The sequence below is a fragment of the Buttiauxella sp. 3AFRM03 genome (assembly GCF_003675305.1).
Taxonomy (GTDB): Bacteria; Pseudomonadota; Gammaproteobacteria; order Enterobacterales; family Enterobacteriaceae; genus Buttiauxella; species Buttiauxella ferragutiae.
Genome location: NZ_CP033076.1, coordinates 1,319,099 through 1,336,154 on the forward strand (window position 1 = coordinate 1,319,099; position 17,056 = coordinate 1,336,154).

At 51.3% G+C, this 17,056-nt stretch carries 16 protein-coding genes; 13 read left to right on the forward strand and 3 right to left on the reverse strand.

The window, feature by feature from the left end; translation table 11 throughout:
- Positions 1–9: 9 nt before the first annotated feature.
- Complete coding sequence (locus tag D8682_RS07755) at positions 10–1,665, reverse strand: ATP-dependent endonuclease (RefSeq protein WP_064548278.1); 1,656 nt, start codon at positions 1,663–1,665, stop codon at positions 10–12.
- Between the two features lie 417 nt (positions 1,666–2,082).
- Here D8682_RS07755 and aqpZ point away from each other — a divergent pair, with 417 nt between their 5' ends.
- The 8 genes from aqpZ (at position 2,083) to D8682_RS07795 (ending at position 12,045) form a co-directional block, all read left to right on the forward strand.
- Positions 2,083–2,778, forward strand: a complete 696-nt coding sequence (aqpZ, locus tag D8682_RS07760; RefSeq protein ID WP_121813964.1) for an aquaporin Z — start codon at positions 2,083–2,085, stop codon at positions 2,776–2,778.
- 159 nt (positions 2,779–2,937) lie between these two features.
- Entirely contained in the window at positions 2,938–3,837 is a 900-nt protein-coding gene (locus tag D8682_RS07765) for a lysine exporter LysO family protein (protein WP_121813965.1), read from the forward strand.
- A 143-nt stretch (positions 3,838–3,980) separates the two neighbouring features.
- Positions 3,981–5,633 carry a hydroxylamine reductase gene (hcp, locus tag D8682_RS07770; protein WP_121813966.1) on the forward strand — a complete coding sequence of 551 codons (1,653 nt, stop codon included), beginning with the start codon at positions 3,981–3,983 and terminating at the stop codon, positions 5,631–5,633.
- A 9-nt stretch (positions 5,634–5,642) separates the two neighbouring features.
- The gene (hcr, locus tag D8682_RS07775; RefSeq protein WP_121813967.1) at positions 5,643–6,611 is read left to right on the forward strand and encodes an NADH oxidoreductase; all 969 of its coding nucleotides are present in this window, start codon (positions 5,643–5,645) and stop codon (positions 6,609–6,611) included.
- A gap of 104 nt (positions 6,612–6,715) precedes the next feature.
- Positions 6,716–8,437, forward strand: a complete 1,722-nt coding sequence (poxB, locus tag D8682_RS07780; protein ID WP_064548288.1) for a ubiquinone-dependent pyruvate dehydrogenase — start codon at positions 6,716–6,718, stop codon at positions 8,435–8,437.
- A gap of 38 nt (positions 8,438–8,475) precedes the next feature.
- Positions 8,476–9,477, forward strand: coding sequence for a low-specificity L-threonine aldolase (gene ltaE, locus D8682_RS07785; protein WP_121813968.1), 1,002 nt, complete (start codon positions 8,476–8,478; stop codon positions 9,475–9,477).
- Between the two features lie 17 nt (positions 9,478–9,494).
- Positions 9,495–10,943 carry an SDR family oxidoreductase gene (locus D8682_RS07790; protein WP_121813969.1) on the forward strand — a complete coding sequence of 483 codons (1,449 nt, stop codon included), beginning with the start codon at positions 9,495–9,497 and terminating at the stop codon, positions 10,941–10,943.
- Positions 10,944–11,034: 91 nt separating this feature from the next.
- Positions 11,035–12,045 (forward strand): NAD(P)-dependent oxidoreductase, encoded by a 1,011-nt coding sequence (locus D8682_RS07795; protein ID WP_064548319.1) that lies wholly within the window; start codon positions 11,035–11,037, stop codon positions 12,043–12,045.
- A 59-nt stretch (positions 12,046–12,104) separates the two neighbouring features.
- Here the strand turns inward: D8682_RS07795 and D8682_RS07800 are convergent, their stop codons facing one another.
- Positions 12,105–12,950 carry an N-acetylmuramoyl-L-alanine amidase gene (locus tag D8682_RS07800; protein WP_064548294.1) on the reverse strand — a complete coding sequence of 282 codons (846 nt, stop codon included), beginning with the start codon at positions 12,948–12,950 and terminating at the stop codon, positions 12,105–12,107.
- Positions 12,947–13,270 (reverse strand): heavy metal-binding domain-containing protein, encoded by a 324-nt coding sequence (locus D8682_RS07805; protein WP_064548296.1) that lies wholly within the window; start codon positions 13,268–13,270, stop codon positions 12,947–12,949. Before D8682_RS07805 ends, D8682_RS07800 begins: the two co-directional genes overlap by 4 nt.
- Before the next feature lie 107 nt (positions 13,271–13,377).
- Here D8682_RS07805 and D8682_RS07810 point away from each other — a divergent pair, with 107 nt between their 5' ends.
- The 5 genes from D8682_RS07810 (at position 13,378) to artM (ending at position 16,987) form a co-directional block, all read left to right on the forward strand.
- On the forward strand, positions 13,378–13,905 hold the full coding sequence (locus tag D8682_RS07810) for a lipoprotein (RefSeq protein ID WP_121813970.1): 528 nt from the start codon (positions 13,378–13,380) through the stop codon (positions 13,903–13,905).
- Positions 13,906–14,117: 212 nt separating this feature from the next.
- Positions 14,118–14,846, forward strand: a complete 729-nt coding sequence (gene artP / locus D8682_RS07815; protein WP_121815661.1) for an arginine ABC transporter ATP-binding protein ArtP — start codon at positions 14,118–14,120, stop codon at positions 14,844–14,846.
- Positions 14,847–14,865: 19 nt separating this feature from the next.
- Complete coding sequence (artI, locus tag D8682_RS07820; protein WP_064548301.1) at positions 14,866–15,597, forward strand: arginine ABC transporter substrate-binding protein ArtI; 732 nt, start codon at positions 14,866–14,868, stop codon at positions 15,595–15,597.
- A gap of 5 nt (positions 15,598–15,602) precedes the next feature.
- Complete coding sequence (artQ, locus tag D8682_RS07825; protein ID WP_064548303.1) at positions 15,603–16,319, forward strand: arginine ABC transporter permease ArtQ; 717 nt, start codon at positions 15,603–15,605, stop codon at positions 16,317–16,319.
- Complete coding sequence (gene artM / locus D8682_RS07830) at positions 16,319–16,987, forward strand: arginine ABC transporter permease ArtM (protein ID WP_064548304.1); 669 nt, start codon at positions 16,319–16,321, stop codon at positions 16,985–16,987. Before artQ ends, artM begins: the two co-directional genes overlap by 1 nt.
- Positions 16,988–17,056: the final 69 nt, after the last annotated feature.

Below are 17,056 nucleotides of genomic sequence, written 5' to 3' on the forward strand. Positions count from 1 at the left end.
ACCGCCGGGCTAATCAGCCCGGCCACGCGCCAGCCATAACACTCGCGAGAACATTTTTCGCAACAGTGACGGCACGGCATCGACTCCACGCCTCCCCGCTTCCATCGCCACTTCTATCGCTAAGTCGGGCTTGGAAGAGCGATGAATAGCTTTCACAATAACGCGGCGCATATTCATCGGTACGTTTTCGGGGATTTGCGCCACGCGATGGAACACATCGGAAAATCCCTGACGATACATGAAGTGTTCCATGTCCATCGCCGGGAGCGCGGTAAGATGCTCACGTTCCTGGTCACGATCATTTTCCAAAATACCACGCACCACTGACGCATATTTTTTCCCCGCTTCATCGCCATCCACCAGCACATGCCATTCAATGCCCATGCGCCGTGCAAACTTGATCAATGGGCGCAGACCCGACTGCGCAAATTCGATAACTTTCACCCCTTCGGCATCGAAATGGTGCCCGCACTGACGTGCCAGTTCGTTCATCACCCACACCTCCGTTTCCCCTTCAACCAACAGCCAGCAGCGGGCAAACAATGAAGAAGCGCGATTAAAGCGGATATGAAAGGCAATACGACGGCTGTCTTCTGCATTCATGCCGCCAGGGCCGAGCCTCCAGGCCGCAACCCTTGACGATTCACGCACCAGGCGGCAAACGTTCTCGACAGGCGTGAGCGATAGCAATTCGCCCGAATTGGTAGTGGTGATTTTTTGCAGCGGCAGCAGATTGAGCAAATGCCAGGCCACCGACAACATAATCGGGTGCAGTCGGGTTTCAGGATCTTCCACCAGCAGCAATGGCCGCGCGTCTTTATCCAGAACCACGTTGCCTTTAGCCTGCAGCAAGGTTGAAAACATCCCCAGTAAAATCATTCGATGAGTGCGGCTGTTGGGTTTGTCGATCATGCGGTTGATGATGTCCAGATAACGCCAGCTGCGTTGTTCATCGTGCGAGCGGCGACGTAACAAGCGTTGATGCGCGGTAGCACCTTGCTCAGCAAAATAGTGCTCAAGCAATTGCACCATCGCCGACAAACCTTGCCGCAGCTGCGCATCGGTAAGATTTTGTGGACTCGAAACCAGTTCACGCGCCAGAAAATCAAGCTGGCGGGCGGTCATTTCGGTGTCTGGCATGGCGGGAATGCTGTCATTGCGTAAACGCCGCATAAAACGCGCATCACGCAAACGTAATACTGGATTGAGGCGGATGATTTGCTGGGCAAAAATGTCAATGTCATCAAGTTCGATAGCATGGCCTTTCTCATCGAGGAAACTGCGCAGCGTCAGAATAGAACCATCTTCCGCGAGCTCCCCCACCAGCCGATACATAATGCGATGAAAACCTTCCTCACCAGCAACCCATACCGGCGCAAGCGAACGATAACGTCGGCCAAGATGATGGCCGGGCGCGGTTTCCCGAAAGGTCAGTACAATATGTAAATGATGTTCCCGGCCCTGTACGTCCCCGGGCGGGAAATAGAAATCATCGCGATTGAAGTGATAGAGCGTTTGATGCGGCGACAATAATAGCGTTAATGCGTCCAGCAGGCTGGATTTACCCCAGGCGTTTTCACCGATCAGCACGTTATTTTGTTCAAGCATTAACGAAAGGCGGTTAATCCCCCGGAATCCGACAATCTCTACACGCTCAAGAAACATAACCCCTCCAGATTGGTTGATGCGCTTTCCTTTACCTGACCGGCTGCATAGTTCGAGTATAGCGACAGATTATGCGTACATCTCGGCCAAACTTTATACAATAAAAAAACAGCCGATTTTTCCATTATTACCTACTATTTATCTGAGTGTCGTAAAACAATTTCAATCCAAGAGGATTCTTGTTTATTAATAAACACTTTACTCAATCACACGTATGTTATTGAAAATAATGGCATCGCATTGCCCCACGTCAATTTATGAGGATTTAATAGGCTAGCACTGACTTAGCGAACTCATTAATATCACTGCTCTTTTATTATTAACGTTACTTCTTTCATGGTTGTAACAAACAATAACCGGGTAGGTGCCATTATATACCTCGCCCGGAATTCAATTTTTTGAAATGCAGAGGTGGTTATGTTTAGGAAATTAGCGGCAGAATTTTTTGGTACATTTTGGTTAGTATTTGGTGGCTGTGGGAGTGCGGTACTGGCGGCGGCTTATCCGCAATTAGGAATAGGTTTTGCTGGGGTTGCATTAGCTTTTGGCTTAACCGTATTAACGATGGCTTATGCTGTCGGTCATATTTCCGGTGGTCACTTTAACCCTGCTGTTACTCTGGGTTTATGGGCCGGCGGTCGTTTCCCTGCCAAAGAAGTCATTGGCTATCTTGTTGCACAAGTTATTGGCGGCATCGTGGCTGCCGGTATTCTCTATTTAATTGCCAGCGGTAAAAGTGGTTTTGATGCAGCGGCTAGTGGCTTTGCTTCAAATGGCTATGGCGAATATTCACCAGACCATTATTCCATGCTGTCAGCAATCATTATTGAAATCGTATTAACCTGCGGCTTCTTGATTGTTATTCATGGCGCAACAGATAAATTTGCTCCCGCCGGTTTTGCACCGATTGCTATCGGCCTGGCACTGACGTTGATTCACTTGATCAGCATTCCAGTGACCAATACTTCTGTGAACCCAGCGCGTAGTACTGCGGTGGCTATCTTCCAGGGGGGTTGGGCCTTACAACAGCTGTGGTTATTCTGGGTGATGCCAATTATTGGCGGTATCCTGGGCGGCGTTATCTACCGCACATTGCTGGAAAAACGTCACTAATTGACTCGCGTAGGGCGGATTCTTCTGCCCTACGCCAAAAGCTTTATCCCGCCGCATGTAATCTGCATAAAAAACCTCTTTTTTCGTAGCTTTACTCATTCCCTTTCTTTGGGTAGTGTGACATACGCCGTTACTTTTTTTGCAAGGATTGTCCGCACCATGTTTTCGGGATTGTTAATTATCTTAGTACCGCTGATCGTCGGTTATCTCATTCCATTAAAACAAACCAGTCTGCTCAAGCTTATTAATCGCCTGCTGAGCTGGATTGTTTATGTCATTCTATTTTTCATGGGCATCAGCCTCGCATTTCTCGATAACCTGGCCAGTAACCTGCTGGCGATATTTCAATATGCTGCGGTTAGCGTTGTGGTGTTATTGCTTTGCAATGCGGCAGCGTTGCTGTGGCTTGAGCGCTCTATGCCATGGCGACACAATCATGAACAAGAAAAGCTTCCTTCGCGCATAGCGATGGCGCTGGAATCTCTCAAACTGTGCGGCGTGGTGATTGCAGGATTTGCACTCGGTCTAACGGCATGGCCGATTCTGCAACACGCTACAGACGCCAGTGAATACACGCTAATTTTCCTGTTATTACTGGTGGGGATTCAACTGCGTAATAGCGGCATGACATTAAAGCAGATCGTATTAAATCGCCGCGGCATGATTGTCGCCGTTGTTGTGGTGCTCAGCTCAATGGCGGGCGGCGTCATCAACGCCTTTATTCTCGACCTGCCAATCAAAACCGGCTTAGCCATGGCGTCAGGCTTCGGCTGGTATTCACTTTCCGGTATTTTGATAACGGAATCTTATGGCCCGGTGATCGGCAGCGCGGCGTTCTTCAACGACCTGGCGCGGGAACTGATTGCCATCATGTTGATTCCCGGTCTGGTGCGCCGCAGTCGTTCAACCGCTCTCGGGTTGTCCGGCGCAACATCAATGGATTTCACACTCCCGGTACTGCAACGCAGTGGCGGTCTGGAAATTGTCCCGGCGGCGATTGTTCACGGCTTTATCCTCAGCTTACTGACTCCGCTATTAATGGCTTTTTTCGCCTCCTGATACCTCATTGGCGGTAGGTTCCTGCCGCCAAAATTGCGCTAAATCAATCTCCTTTTAAGTTGCATTAAAAATACCTTTTCCCGGTGCAGTACTGAGCATAACCTTAAAGATGTATATTAAATATAACTTTAAAAGGTACGATTATGTTTTGTGTGCAATGTGAACAAACAATCCGCACCCCGGCTGGCAACGGCTGCTCTTACGCTCAGGGGATGTGTGGCAAAACGGCTGAAACTTCTGATCTCCAGGATCTGCTGATTGCTGCATTACAGGGGCTGTCTGCATGGGCGATTGCCGCACGTGAAGCCGGCATTATCGACCATGATATCGACAACTTTGCGCCACGCGCTTTCTTCTCTACCCTCACTAACGTTAACTTCGACTCGCCACGCATTGTCGGTTACGCGCAAGAAGCCATCGCGCTGCGCGAAAGCCTGAAAGCACGCACTCTGGCGATTAACCCAAACGCCACCGTCACTAACCCAATGGCTGAACTGCAACTGGTCAGCAGCGATTTGGGCGACCTGCAACGCCAGGCGGCAGAATTCTCGCCAAACCGTGATAAAGCAGAAATCGGTGAAGATATTCTTGGTCTGCGCCTGTTATGCCTGTACGGCCTGAAAGGCGCCGCAGCGTACATGGAACACGCCCATGTACTCGGACAGTACGACAACGACATCTACGCGCAGTACCATAAAATTATGGCGTGGCTCGGCACCTGGCCTGCAGATATGGGCGCGCTGCTGGAATGCTCGATGGAAATCGGCCAGATGAACTTCAAAGTGATGAGCATTCTGGATCACGGTGAAACCGAAAAATACGGCCATCCGACCCCATCGCAAGTGAATGTCCGTCCGGTTGCAGGCAAATGTATTTTGATCTCCGGCCACGACCTGAAAGATCTCTACAACCTGCTGGAACAGACTGAAGGCACAGGCGTAAACGTCTACACCCATGGCGAAATGCTGCCAGCACACGGTTATCCGGAACTGCGTAAATTCAAGCATATGGTCGGTAACTACGGCAGCGGCTGGCAGAATCAACAGAGCGAATTTGCCCGTTTCCCTGGCCCAATAGTGATGACATCCAACTGCATCATTAACCCAGAAGTCGGCTCTTATACCGACCGCATCTGGACTCGCAGCATCGTTGGCTGGCCGGGCGTTAGTCACCTTGAAGGCGATGATTTCACCTCAGTGATTACCCAGGCGCAACAAATGGCAGGCTTCCCGTACAGCGAAATCGAACATCTGATCACCGTCGGCTTTGGTCGCCAGACTCTGCTGGGTGCTGCCGATACACTGATTGATTTAGTCAGCCGCGAAAAACTGCGCCACATCTTCCTGGTCGGCGGTTGTGACGGCGAGCGCGGCGAACGTAGTTACTTCACCGACTTCGCCACCAGCGTGCCGAAAGATTGCCTGATTCTGACCCTTGCCTGCGGTAAATATCGTTTTAACAAACTGGACTTCGGTGACATCGAAGGCTTGCCGCGCCTGGTAGATGCCGGTCAATGTAACGATGCTTATTCGGCGATTATTCTTGCTGTCACCCTCGCAGAAAAACTCGGCTGTGGCGTCAACGATTTGCCGTTAAGCCTGGTTCTGTCCTGGTTTGAGCAAAAAGCGATTGTCATCCTTCTTACCCTGCTGTCGCTGGGCGTGACAAACATCGTCACCGGCCCGACCGCTCCAGGCTTCCTGACGCCAAATCTGTTAGCTGTTCTGAACGAGAAGTTTGGCCTGCGTGCCATTACCACCGTTGAGCAAGATATTGAACAGCTGATGAGCGCATAAGGAGCAACCATGACTATGCCAACGCCACTGTGCCCGCATCGTATGCAGGTGCACCATATTCACCAGGAAACGCCGGATGTCTGGACGCTGTCGCTGATTAATCACGACTTTTATCCCTACAAGGCCGGGCAATATGCGCTGGTGAGTATTCGTAATAGTGACGAAACACTACGCGCTTACACGATTTCTTCGACACCAGGACTCAGCCCGTTCATGACGTTGACTATCCGTGGTATCGAGAATGGCGTTGGCTCACAATGGCTGACACAAGAAGTGAAGGTCGGTGATTACCTGTGGTTGTCAGAAGGCCAGGGGGAATTTACCTGCGAAGAGCTGGCTGCCGAACGTTTCCTGTTATTAGCGGCAGGTTGTGGCGTAACGCCAATTATGGCGATGCGCCGCTGGTTAGCAAAACATCGCCCACAAGCCGATGTACAGGTTATTTATAACGTCCGCTCACCGGAAGACGTCATCTTTGCGCAGGAGTGGCGTAATTATCAGGTGACGCTGGTTGCTGAGAATAATGCGACGCATGGTTTTATCGCTGGACGCCTGACGCATAACATTCTGGCTAGCGTTCCGGACATTGCCTCGCGTACTGTCATGACCTGCGGCCCTGCGCCTTATATGGAAATGGTTGAGAAAGAAGTCAAAGCATTGGGCGTCAGTGAATTTTATTCGGAGAAATTCTTCACCCCCGTCGCAGCGCCCGTCGATAACGGTTTGAAGTTCACCACTTTAAAGCCGCTGCGTGAGTTCTACGCACCAGTCGGCAGCACCTTGCTAGCCGCGCTGGAAAGCAACAGTGTTCCGGTCAATGCCGCGTGCCGTGCAGGAGTTTGTGGAAGTTGCAAAACCCGAGTCGAATCCGGTGATTACACGGTCAGCAGCACGATGACTCTGACCGACACTGACATTGCTAATGGTTATGTGCTGGCCTGCTGTTGCCATCCGCAAGGTGATTTAGTTCTCGCTTGATCCCACTAGTGCCACTCTGATTTTGAGTGGCACTTTCTGCTCCGTATCTTCTGTTTCCTTGACTAAGCTTGTTTACGTTAACTGAATCGTGACAAGGAGCAGTAATGAAACAGACAGTAGCCGCTTATCTGGCAAAAACTCTCGAAAGCGCAGGTGTTAAACGTATCTGGGGTGTCACTGGCGATTCCCTCAATGGCCTGAGTGACAGCCTGAACCGCATGGGCACTATCCAGTGGATGCCCACCCGCCATGAAGAAGTCGCGGCGTTTGCCGCAGGCGCGGAAGCGCATCTTTCCGGCGAACTGGCGGTTTGTGCTGGTTCGTGCGGGCCTGGTAACTTGCATTTAATCAATGGCCTGTTTGACTGCCACCGCAACCGCGTTCCAGTGCTGGCGATTGCCGCACATATTCCGTCGAGTGAAATTGGCAGCGGTTATTTCCAGGAAACCCATCCCGAAGAGTTGTTCCGCGAATGCAGCCACTATTGCGAGCTGGTGTCATCCCCGGAACAAATTCCCCAGGTACTGGCGATTGCGATGCGCAAAGCGGTGCTTAATCGTGGCGTGTCAGTCATAGTTTTACCGGGCGACGTGGCGTTAAAACCCGCGCCAGAAACCGCCAGCACGCACTGGTATTCCGCGCCACAACCGGTCGTTATTCCGGCACACGAAGAGCTTAAAAAGCTTGCTCAATTACTGCGCTATAACGACAACATCGCTCTGATGTGCGGTAGCGGTTGTGCCGGTGCGCATGAAGAATTAGTGCAGTTTGCCGCCACCCTTAAAGCGCCGATTGTTCACGCGCTACGCGGCAAGGAGCATGTTGAGTATGACAACCCTTATGATGTCGGTATGACCGGCTTAATTGGCTTCTCGTCCGGGTTCCATACCATGATGAATGCCGACACGCTGATCTTGCTTGGCACCCAATTCCCGTATCGCGCGTTCTACCCGACGGACGCGAAAATTATTCAAATAGACATCAACCCTGGCAGTATCGGCGCTCACAGTAAAGTGGACATGGCGTTAATTGGCGATGTTAAAGCGACGCTTGCGGCACTGCTTCCACTTCTGGAAGAAAAAACCGACCGCAGCTTCCTCGACAAAGCGCTGGATAACTATCGCGAAGCCCGTGAAAGCCTGGATGAACTGGCACAAGCTGGCGATGGCAACGTTATCCATCCGCAATATGTCGCCCAGCAAATCAGCCACTTTGCCGACGAAGACGCCATTTTTACTTGTGATGTTGGCACGCCAACGGTCTGGGCTGCGCGCTATCTGAAAATGAACGGCCAACGCCGCCTGTTAGGTTCTTTCACTCACGGTTCAATGGCCAACGCCATGCCGCAAGCGCTTGGCGCAAAAGCCACTGCACCAAACCGACAAGTTGTCGCGATGTGTGGCGACGGCGGTTTCAGCATGTTGATGGGCGATTTTCTCTCGGTCGTGCAAATGAAGTTGCCGATCAAAATTGTGGTGTTTAACAACAGCGTGCTGGGTTTTGTGGCGATGGAAATGAAAGCAGGCGGCTATCTGACTGACGGAACCGAGCTGCATGCCACTAATTTTGCCAATATCGCCAACGCCTGCGGAATCACAGGTATTCGGGTTGAAAAAGCCGAGGAGCTGGATAACGCATTGCAGCGTGCTTTTAGTATTGACGGCCCCGTTCTGGTGGACGTGGTAGTGGCGAAAGAGGAACTGGCGATCCCGCCGCAAATCAAGCTCGAACAAGCCAAAGGGTTTAGCCTGTATATGCTGCGTGCGATTATCAGCGGACGCGGTGATGAAGTTATCGAACTGGCGAAAACCAACTGGTTCCGGTAAAACATTCCTTTAATTGAGGATAATAATAAGGATCGACCGTGATTGACTTGCGCAGCGACACCGTAACCCGCCCGAGCGAAGAAATGCTCAAACGTATGATGGCAGCCCCAACGGGCGATGACGTTTACGGTGATGACCCTACGGTCAACGAACTACAGGATTACGCCGCCAAACTTAGCGGCAAAGAAGCGGCGCTATTTCTGCCAACCGGCACCCAGGCAAACCTGGTGGCGCTGTTGAGCCATTGCGAACGTGGCGAAGAGTATATTGTTGGGCAACTGGCGCACAATTACCTCTACGAAGCGGGTGGCGCTGCGGTGTTAGGCAGTATTCAGCCACAGCCTATTGATGCTAATCCAGATGGTTCACTGCCGCTTGATAAAGTCGCCGCGAAGATTAAACCAGACGATATCCACTTTGCGCGCACCAAACTGCTCAGCCTCGAAAATACCCATAACGGCAAAGTTCTGCCGCGTGAGTATCTGAAGCAGGCCTGGGAATTTAGCCGCAACCATAATCTGGCTTTGCACGTTGACGGCGCGCGTATCTTTAACGCCGTGGTGGAATATGGCTGCACGCTGGAAGAAGTGGTGCGCTACTGCGACACCTTCACGATTTGCCTCTCAAAAGGCCTCGGCACGCCGGTTGGTTCTTTGTTAGTCGGCAGCCACGAATACATCAAACGTGCGACGCGCTGGCGCAAAATGGTCGGCGGCGGTATGCGCCAGGCCGGTATTCTGGCAGCCGCAGGTTTGTACGCTCTTGAGAATAACGTGCAGCGCCTGAAAGAAGACCACGACAACGCGCACTGGCTGGCGGGTGAATTACGTGAAATTGGCGTCAATGTGACCCGTCAGGACACCAATATGGTGTTTGCGCGTGTTCCGGTTGAGCAGGCTGAAAGCCTTGGCAAGTTCATGAAAGAACGCGGTGTGCTGATGAGCGCAGGGCCAATCACTCGTCTGGTCGTGCACCTTGATGTGAATCGCCAACAACTGGCTGAAGTGGTTGCCCACTGGCAGGCATTTTTACAACGCTAAGTGAGGGTTCAGGGACGATGACACAGCCACAAAATATTCTGGTGCTCGGCGCAAGCGGCTATATAGGGCAGCATTTGGTGCCGCAACTTGCCCTGGCAGGGCATCATGTTACCGCCGCCGCAAGGCGGGTTGAGTGGCTGGAAAAACAACCCTGGGATTCGGTCGTCTGCCGCCATGTCGATTTGCAATGGCCGGAGACCCTCCCCGCGCTGCTGGAAGATGTCGATACGCTCTATTATCTGGTGCATAGCATGGGCGACGGAGCGGATTTCGTGGCCCATGAACGCCAGACAGCGCTCAACTTGCGCGATGCACTGCGCGCGCATCCGGTAAAACAGCTGATATTTCTCAGCTCGCTGCAAGCCCCGGAAGGTGATGGTGATTCTGAGCACCTGCGTGCTCGCCAGCTTACCGCCGATATTTTACGTGATGCTGGCGTACCGGTAACTGAAGTCCGTGCGGGGATCATTGTCGGCGCGGGTTCCGCCGCTTTTGAAGTGATGCGCGATATGGTTTACAACCTACCGGTACTCACTCCGCCACGCTGGGTTCGCTCACGTACTACGCCTATCGCTCTTGAGAATTTACTGCATTATTTAGTCGAACTACTGAAGCATCCTTCACAGGAAAACCGTGTCTTTGAAGCCGCTGGCCCTGAAGTATTGAGCTACCAACAACAATTCGAGCGCTTTATGGCGATTAGCGGCAAACGCCGCCCGTTGATCCCGATTCCGCTGCCGACCAGTTGGATCTCAGTGTGGTTCCTGAACATGATCACCTCCGTGCCGCCGACCATTGCCAAGGCGCTGATCCAGGGGTTAAAACACGATCTTCTGGCGGACGATCGCGAATTACGCGCGTTGATCCCGCAACAACTCCTGAATTTTGATGATGCAGTGCGCATCACGCTTGAAGACGAAAATAAACTCGCGAATTCACAAAACTGGGGATACGACGCACAGGCCTTTGCCCACTGGCGTCCCGAGTATGGCTACTTCCCGAAGCAAGCAGGTTGTACGCTAAATACCACGGCTGAACTGGCAGATTTATGGCAAGTGGTGAATCAGATTGGCGGCAAAGAGGGTTATTTCTTCGGCAATATTCTGTGGAAAACCCGCGGCTACATGGATTTGTTAGTCGGGCATAAACTGGCAAAAGGCCGTCCGCCACGCGACATGCTCGAAGTCGGTGATCAAGTTGATAGCTGGAAAGTGATTATTGTTGAGCCGCAAAAAGAGCTGACGCTGTTATTTGGGATGAAAGCTCCAGGGCTTGGGAGGCTTTCATTCACCTTACGCGACCACGGTAAGCATCGTTCGCTTGATGTACGCGCATGGTGGCATCCTCACGGAACAGCCGGTTTGTTCTACTGGTTGGTGATGATCCCCGCGCATCTGTTTATTTTCCGTGGTATGGCCCGACGGATTTGTCAACTTTCCGAACAATTGTCATATAAAGTCCGTTAAGTTCTCCTAATCTTTGGTATTCCCATTGCAAGCGCTGCCATTTCACGGAAAAATGCGCAGCGTAAATCTCAATTATCATGAGTTGGTTGACATGAAGGTACTGGTAACGGGCGCCACCAGCGGCTTAGGCCGAAACGCGGTCGAGTTTCTTTGCGCTAAAGGCATCAGCGTTCGGGCTACCGGGCGCAATGAAGCCATGGGTAAACTGCTGGAAAAAATGGGTGCAGAGTTTATTCACGCTGACCTTACCGAATTGGTTTCCTCGCAGGCCAAGGTAATGCTGGCTGATGTCGATACGCTTTGGCATTGCTCGAGCTTCACCTCACCGTGGGGGACTCAGCAAGCGTTCGATCTGGCTAACGTCCGTGCCACTCGTCGCTTAGGTGAATGGGCCGTTGCCTGGGGTGTACGTAACTTCGTGCATATTTCCTCGCCGTCGCTCTACTTTGATTACCACCACCATCGCAATATCAGCGAAGAATTTCGCCCTGTCCGCTTTGCTAACGAATTTGCCCGCAGTAAGGCCGCCAGTGAAGAAGTGATTCAGCTGTTAGCGCAATCAAACCCGCACACACGCTTCACCATTTTGCGCCCGCAAAGTTTGTTTGGCCCGCATGACAAAGTCTTTTTCCCACGCCTGGTGCATATGATGCGCCACTACGGCAGCGTTTTGTTGCCACGCGGCGGCGATGCGATGGTGGATATGACTTATCTTGAGAATGCGGTGCATGCGATGTGGCTCGCCTCTCAGCGTTGCGAATCGTTACCCTCGGGGCGCGCGTATAACATCACCAATATGGAAGCTCGCCCGTTGCGCGTTATCGTGCAAAAGCTGATTGATGACTTAGAGATTAAGTGCCGCATTCGCTCTGTTCCGTATCCAATGCTGGATATTATCGCTCGCAGCATGGAGCGTTTTGGCGACAAATCCGCCAAGGAACCTGCACTAACGCATTATGGTGTATCGAAACTTAATTTTGATTTAACGCTGGATACCACACGTGCAGAAACAGAATTGGGTTATCAGCCGATTGTGACGTTAGATGAAGGCATTCGGCGTACCGCGCTGTGGTTACGCGATCACGGTACGTTGCACCGCTAACCAGACCCGCCATCCTTCAAGCCGCAGTAGTATTGATTGCAGCTTGAAGGATAACGAGTTTACCCCTGCCCGTATTTCTCAAGTAACGCTTCTGCAATTGCCTCCGTTTGCGCATCCGGCTGGCCAGAATATTCTTTTGGACGGAAGTGCATCTGGAAAGCCTGAATCACTCTCTTTTGCTGCTCCGACGTCATTTCAGGCGTCACCTGATAACCATAACGCGATAGCAAATCAAGCAAACCTCGTTTATCCACCGGTTGGTACGGACCACGGCCATTCAGATAAAAGGCAACTCTGTTAGCATCCGGCCAGGCACCCACGCCCTGCTGTGCCAGTTGCTGCCACGGGAATAACGGGCCAGGATCAACTTTACGCTGCGGGGCAATATCCGCATGTGCGACCACGTTTTGCGGCTGGATTTGATAGCGAGCGATAATCACTTTCGCCAGTTTCTCCAGCACCGAGATCTGCGGCGCATTGAACGGATAGAACTGCTTTGCGCGGCCCTGGCGCGTGAAACCTTTATTCTCCAGTTCAATACCAATCGAGGTGTCATTAATGCGGGTGGCACCACGCCAGAAACTTACCCCGGCATGCCACGCCAGTTCACTTTCAGGCACCAGTTGCCAGATAACCGGTTTGCCGCCGGATGTCGGTGGCGTATCGGGTATCAAGTAGTGAGAACTGACATTTTGGTCAGTCAACGTGGATAACGAACCGGCAAAATCATCGGCGGTGTAGTGAATAACCAACACTTTCACACGTGGATAAGCTGCCCGCGCAGTGTGGCTGGTGTCGACTTTAAAATCGCCTTTATCAACAACGGTTTTATCGGCAACTTGAGGTTTGCTGGCACACCCCGCCAGCAAAATCGCGATTAAAAATGTGGCTAGACGGCCTTTCATCGTTGCGTTTTCACCGCAGTACCGGTGACGCTCACCATCAGCATGCTCCCTTCTTTGCCCACGGTTTCGTAGTCAATATCGATACCGACTACGGCATTAGCGCCCAAACTTTCTGCTTGTTCCTGCAATTCTCTAAACGCGATTTCACGCGCTTTACGCAACTCTTTTTCGTATGCACCGGAACGGCCACCGACGATATCGCGGACTCCAGCGAAAAAGTCGCGAAAAATATTGGCGCCCAGAATCGCCTCCCCTGTCACCACGCCACAATACTCTGTGATGCTCTGCCCTTCGAGCGTAGGGGTCGTTGTAAACTGCATAAGCTTCTCCTCTCTTTGGATCAATATCTTAGCGTAGAACCTGCCACGCATTTTGACAGCGATACGCTATGCTAAGTTAGTCCTCCTGAGAAAATAAGGAAATAAAAATGCGCAGCTCAGTTTTGGTTCTTCTTCCGTGCGCGATGTTCCTCACGGCCTGTACTACCCCCGTAACACCCGCGTTTAAAGATATTGGTACCCGCAACGGCCCTTGTATTGAAGGTGGCCCGGATAGCGTGGCGCAGAAATTTTACGACTATCAGATAAGCCATAAAACTCAGGGCAGCAGCGCCATTACCGGCTTGCGTCCGTATCTGAGTGATGACCTTGCTGCACAAATGCAAAAAGCCAGCGCTTCGCCAAATGCACAAAATGAGTTTATGCGCAGCAACATGTTTACCAGCAACGCAGATGGTGCAGACAGTGCAACAGTGGCTTCTTCGTCAACTATTCCTAACACCGATGCGCGCAATATCCCGCTACGAGTGGACCTCACAAAAGGCAGTCAAAGCTGGCAAGATGAGGTGCTGATGATTCGTGCAGGCCAGTGCTGGGCGGTCGATGACGTGCGTTATCTCGGGATAAACAGCCATGCGCCTTCTGGCAGCCTGCGTCAGGCAATAGAAACCGAGTAATTTTCCCTGCGGGAGAGGTAAGGTAACCCATGTAAATAGTCTGGAATTTTCTGATAACTCCGACATTTATTCTTGCCCCCCTCCCGCCCCGCTATATTGTGCTACCTTTAAGGCGTGGGAGTAGTTATTTTTAGGTTTTAACGCACAAAGATTGCATAACTATTCTGTTAAAGGTACCCTTTGCGGCTTCAATTGCTATTCAAGTTATGCGCATGAGTATTCAACTAAACGGCATTAATTGTTTTTACGGCGCACATCAAGCGCTGTTCGATATCACCCTTAGTTGCCCACAGGGCGAAACGCTGGTGCTGCTTGGTCCAAGCGGCGCAGGCAAAAGCTCGCTTTTGCGCGTACTCAACCTGCTTGAGATGCCGCGCTCCGGGCAACTCACCATTGCAGACAACCATTTTGACTTTACAAAAGCGCCTGGCGATAAAGCCATTCGTGAGTTACGTCGCAATGTGGGCATGGTGTTCCAGCAATACAATCTTTGGCCTCACCTCACTGTGCTGCAAAACCTGATGGAAGCGCCTTGCCGTGTCCTTGGGATCAGCAAAGATGAAGCCCGCCTTCGTGCAGATAAACTGCTTGAGCGTTTACGCCTGAAACCTTACATGGACCGCTATCCGCTCCACCTTTCCGGTGGCCAGCAGCAGCGTGTCGCGATTGCCCGTGCATTGATGATGGAACCACAGATTCTGCTGTTTGATGAACCAACCGCAGCGCTGGACCCAGAAATCACCGCACAAATCGTCAGCATTATTCGTGAGTTGGCTGAAACCAACATCACTCAGGTCATCGTGACCCACGAAGTGGAAGTTGCGCGTAAAACCGCAAGCCGCGTGGTTTACATGGAAAATGGCCACATCGTTGAACAAAGTGATGCGAGTTGTTTCGCAAAACCACAGACCGAAGCGTTTAAATTCTATCTGTCACACTGATGTATCCGGGAAAATAACCATGAAAAAAGTTCTGCTTGCCACATTATTAGCCAGCCTGAGCCTTTCCGCGACGGCTGCACAAACGATTCGTTTTGCTACGGAAGCGTCTTACCCTCCGTTTGAATCTATGGATGCCAGCAATAAAATCGTTGGTTTTGATGTCGATTTAGCAAACGCACTGTGTAAAGAAATTGATGCAACCTGCACTTTCTCAAACCAGTCTTTTGACAGCCTGATCCCAAGCCTGAAATTCCGTCGTATCGACGCGGTTATGGCCGGTATGGACATCACTCCAGAGCGTGAAAAACAAGTTCTGTTCAGCACCCCTTACTACGATAACTCTGCATTGTTTATCGGCCAGAAAGGTAAAGTTGCTGATATTGCGGCGCTGAAAGGCAAGAAAGTTGGCGTACAGAACGGCACCACGCACCAGAAATTCATCATGGATAAACATCCGGAAATCACTACCGTTCCTTACGATAGCTACCAGAACGCGAAACTGGATCTGCAAAATGGCCGTATCGACGCGGTATTTGGTGACACAGCTGTCGTGACCGAATGGCTGAAAGCTGAACCAAAACTGGCCGCTATTGGCGATAAAGTGACAGACAAAGGTTACTTCGGTACCGGTCTGGGCATCGCGGTTCGTCAGGGCAACACTGATTTACAGGCTAAGTTCAACACGGCGCTGGAAAAAGTGAAGAAAGATGGGACTTATCAGACCATCTACGAAAAATGGTTCCAGAAGTAATCTGAATGAACGAAATGTTTCCTTTAGCGAGCGCCGCCGGGATGACCGTCGGCCTTGCCGTTTGTGCGCTGGCAATCGGTCTGGCTCTGGCGATGGTTTTCGCCGTATGGGAGTCTGCGAAATGGCGCCCAATTGCCTGGCTGGGTTCAGCTCTGGTAACGGTGCTGCGCGGCCTGCCTGAAATTCTGGTGGTGCTGTTTATTTATTTCGGCTCCTCACAGCTACTGCTGATCCTCTCGGATGGTTTTGTCCTCAACCTCGGTTTTGTACAAATCCCCATCCAATTACAAATTGAGAATTTCGATGTCAGCCCGTTCTTGTGCGGCGTGATTGCGCTTTCCCTGCTCTATTCGGCTTATGCTTCGCAGACTTTGCGTGGTGCACTCAAAGCCGTGCCAATTGGGCAATGGGAATCCGGCCAGGCTTTAGGCCTGTCGAAAGCTGCAATTTTCTTCCGTCTGGTGATGCCGCAAATGTGGCGTCATGCGTTGCCGGGTTTAGGTAATCAGTGGTTAGTTTTACTGAAAGATACCGCACTGGTTTCGCTGATTAGCGTTAATGATTTGATGCTACAAACTAAAAGCATCGCCACCCGTACTCAGGAGCCATTTACCTGGTATGTGGTTGCGGCAGCCATCTACCTCGTTGTCACCCTTATTAGCCAGTACGTTCTCAAGCGTATTGACCAGCGAGCGACACGTTTTGAACGGAGGCCTGGCTGATGCTTGAGTATTTACCAGAATTGTTTAAAGGCCTGCACACCAGCCTGACTCTCACCGTGGCATCGATTGTCGTCGCGCTGATTTTATCGCTGTTTTTCACCATCGTTCTGACGCTGAAAACACCAGTGCTGGTTCACTTTGTGCGTGTCTACATTACTCTGTTTACCGGTACGCCTTTGCTGGTGCAAATCTTCCTGATTTACTACGGCCCAGGTCAATTTCCGGCGATTCAGAATTACCCAGTTTTGTGGCACCTGCTTTCTGAACCGTGGTTGTGCGCATTGATTGCGCTGTCGTTGAACAGTGCAGCCTATACAACACAACTATTTTACGGTGCGATCCGCGCTATCCCTGATGGGCAGTGGCAGTCATGCGGTGCTTTGGGTATGAGCAAGAAAGACACCCTGGCGATTTTGCTGCCTTATGCATTTAAACGCGCACTTTCTTCTTACTCGAACGAAGTGGTTTTAGTGTTTAAAAGTACTTCTCTGGCGTACACCATTACGCTAATGGAAGTGATGGGGCACGGGCAACTGCTGTACGGACGCACTTACGATGTGATGGTATTCGGGGCTGCTGGTCTGGTTTATCTGGTCGTTAACGGATTACTGACGCTGCTAATGCGAGTGATAGAGCGCCGCGCATTGGCGTTCGAACGCCGTAACTAAGAGATCGTTAATGAATCATAAAGGCGGGGACTCCCCGCCTTTTTTGCACCCATATAAATATAATTATAC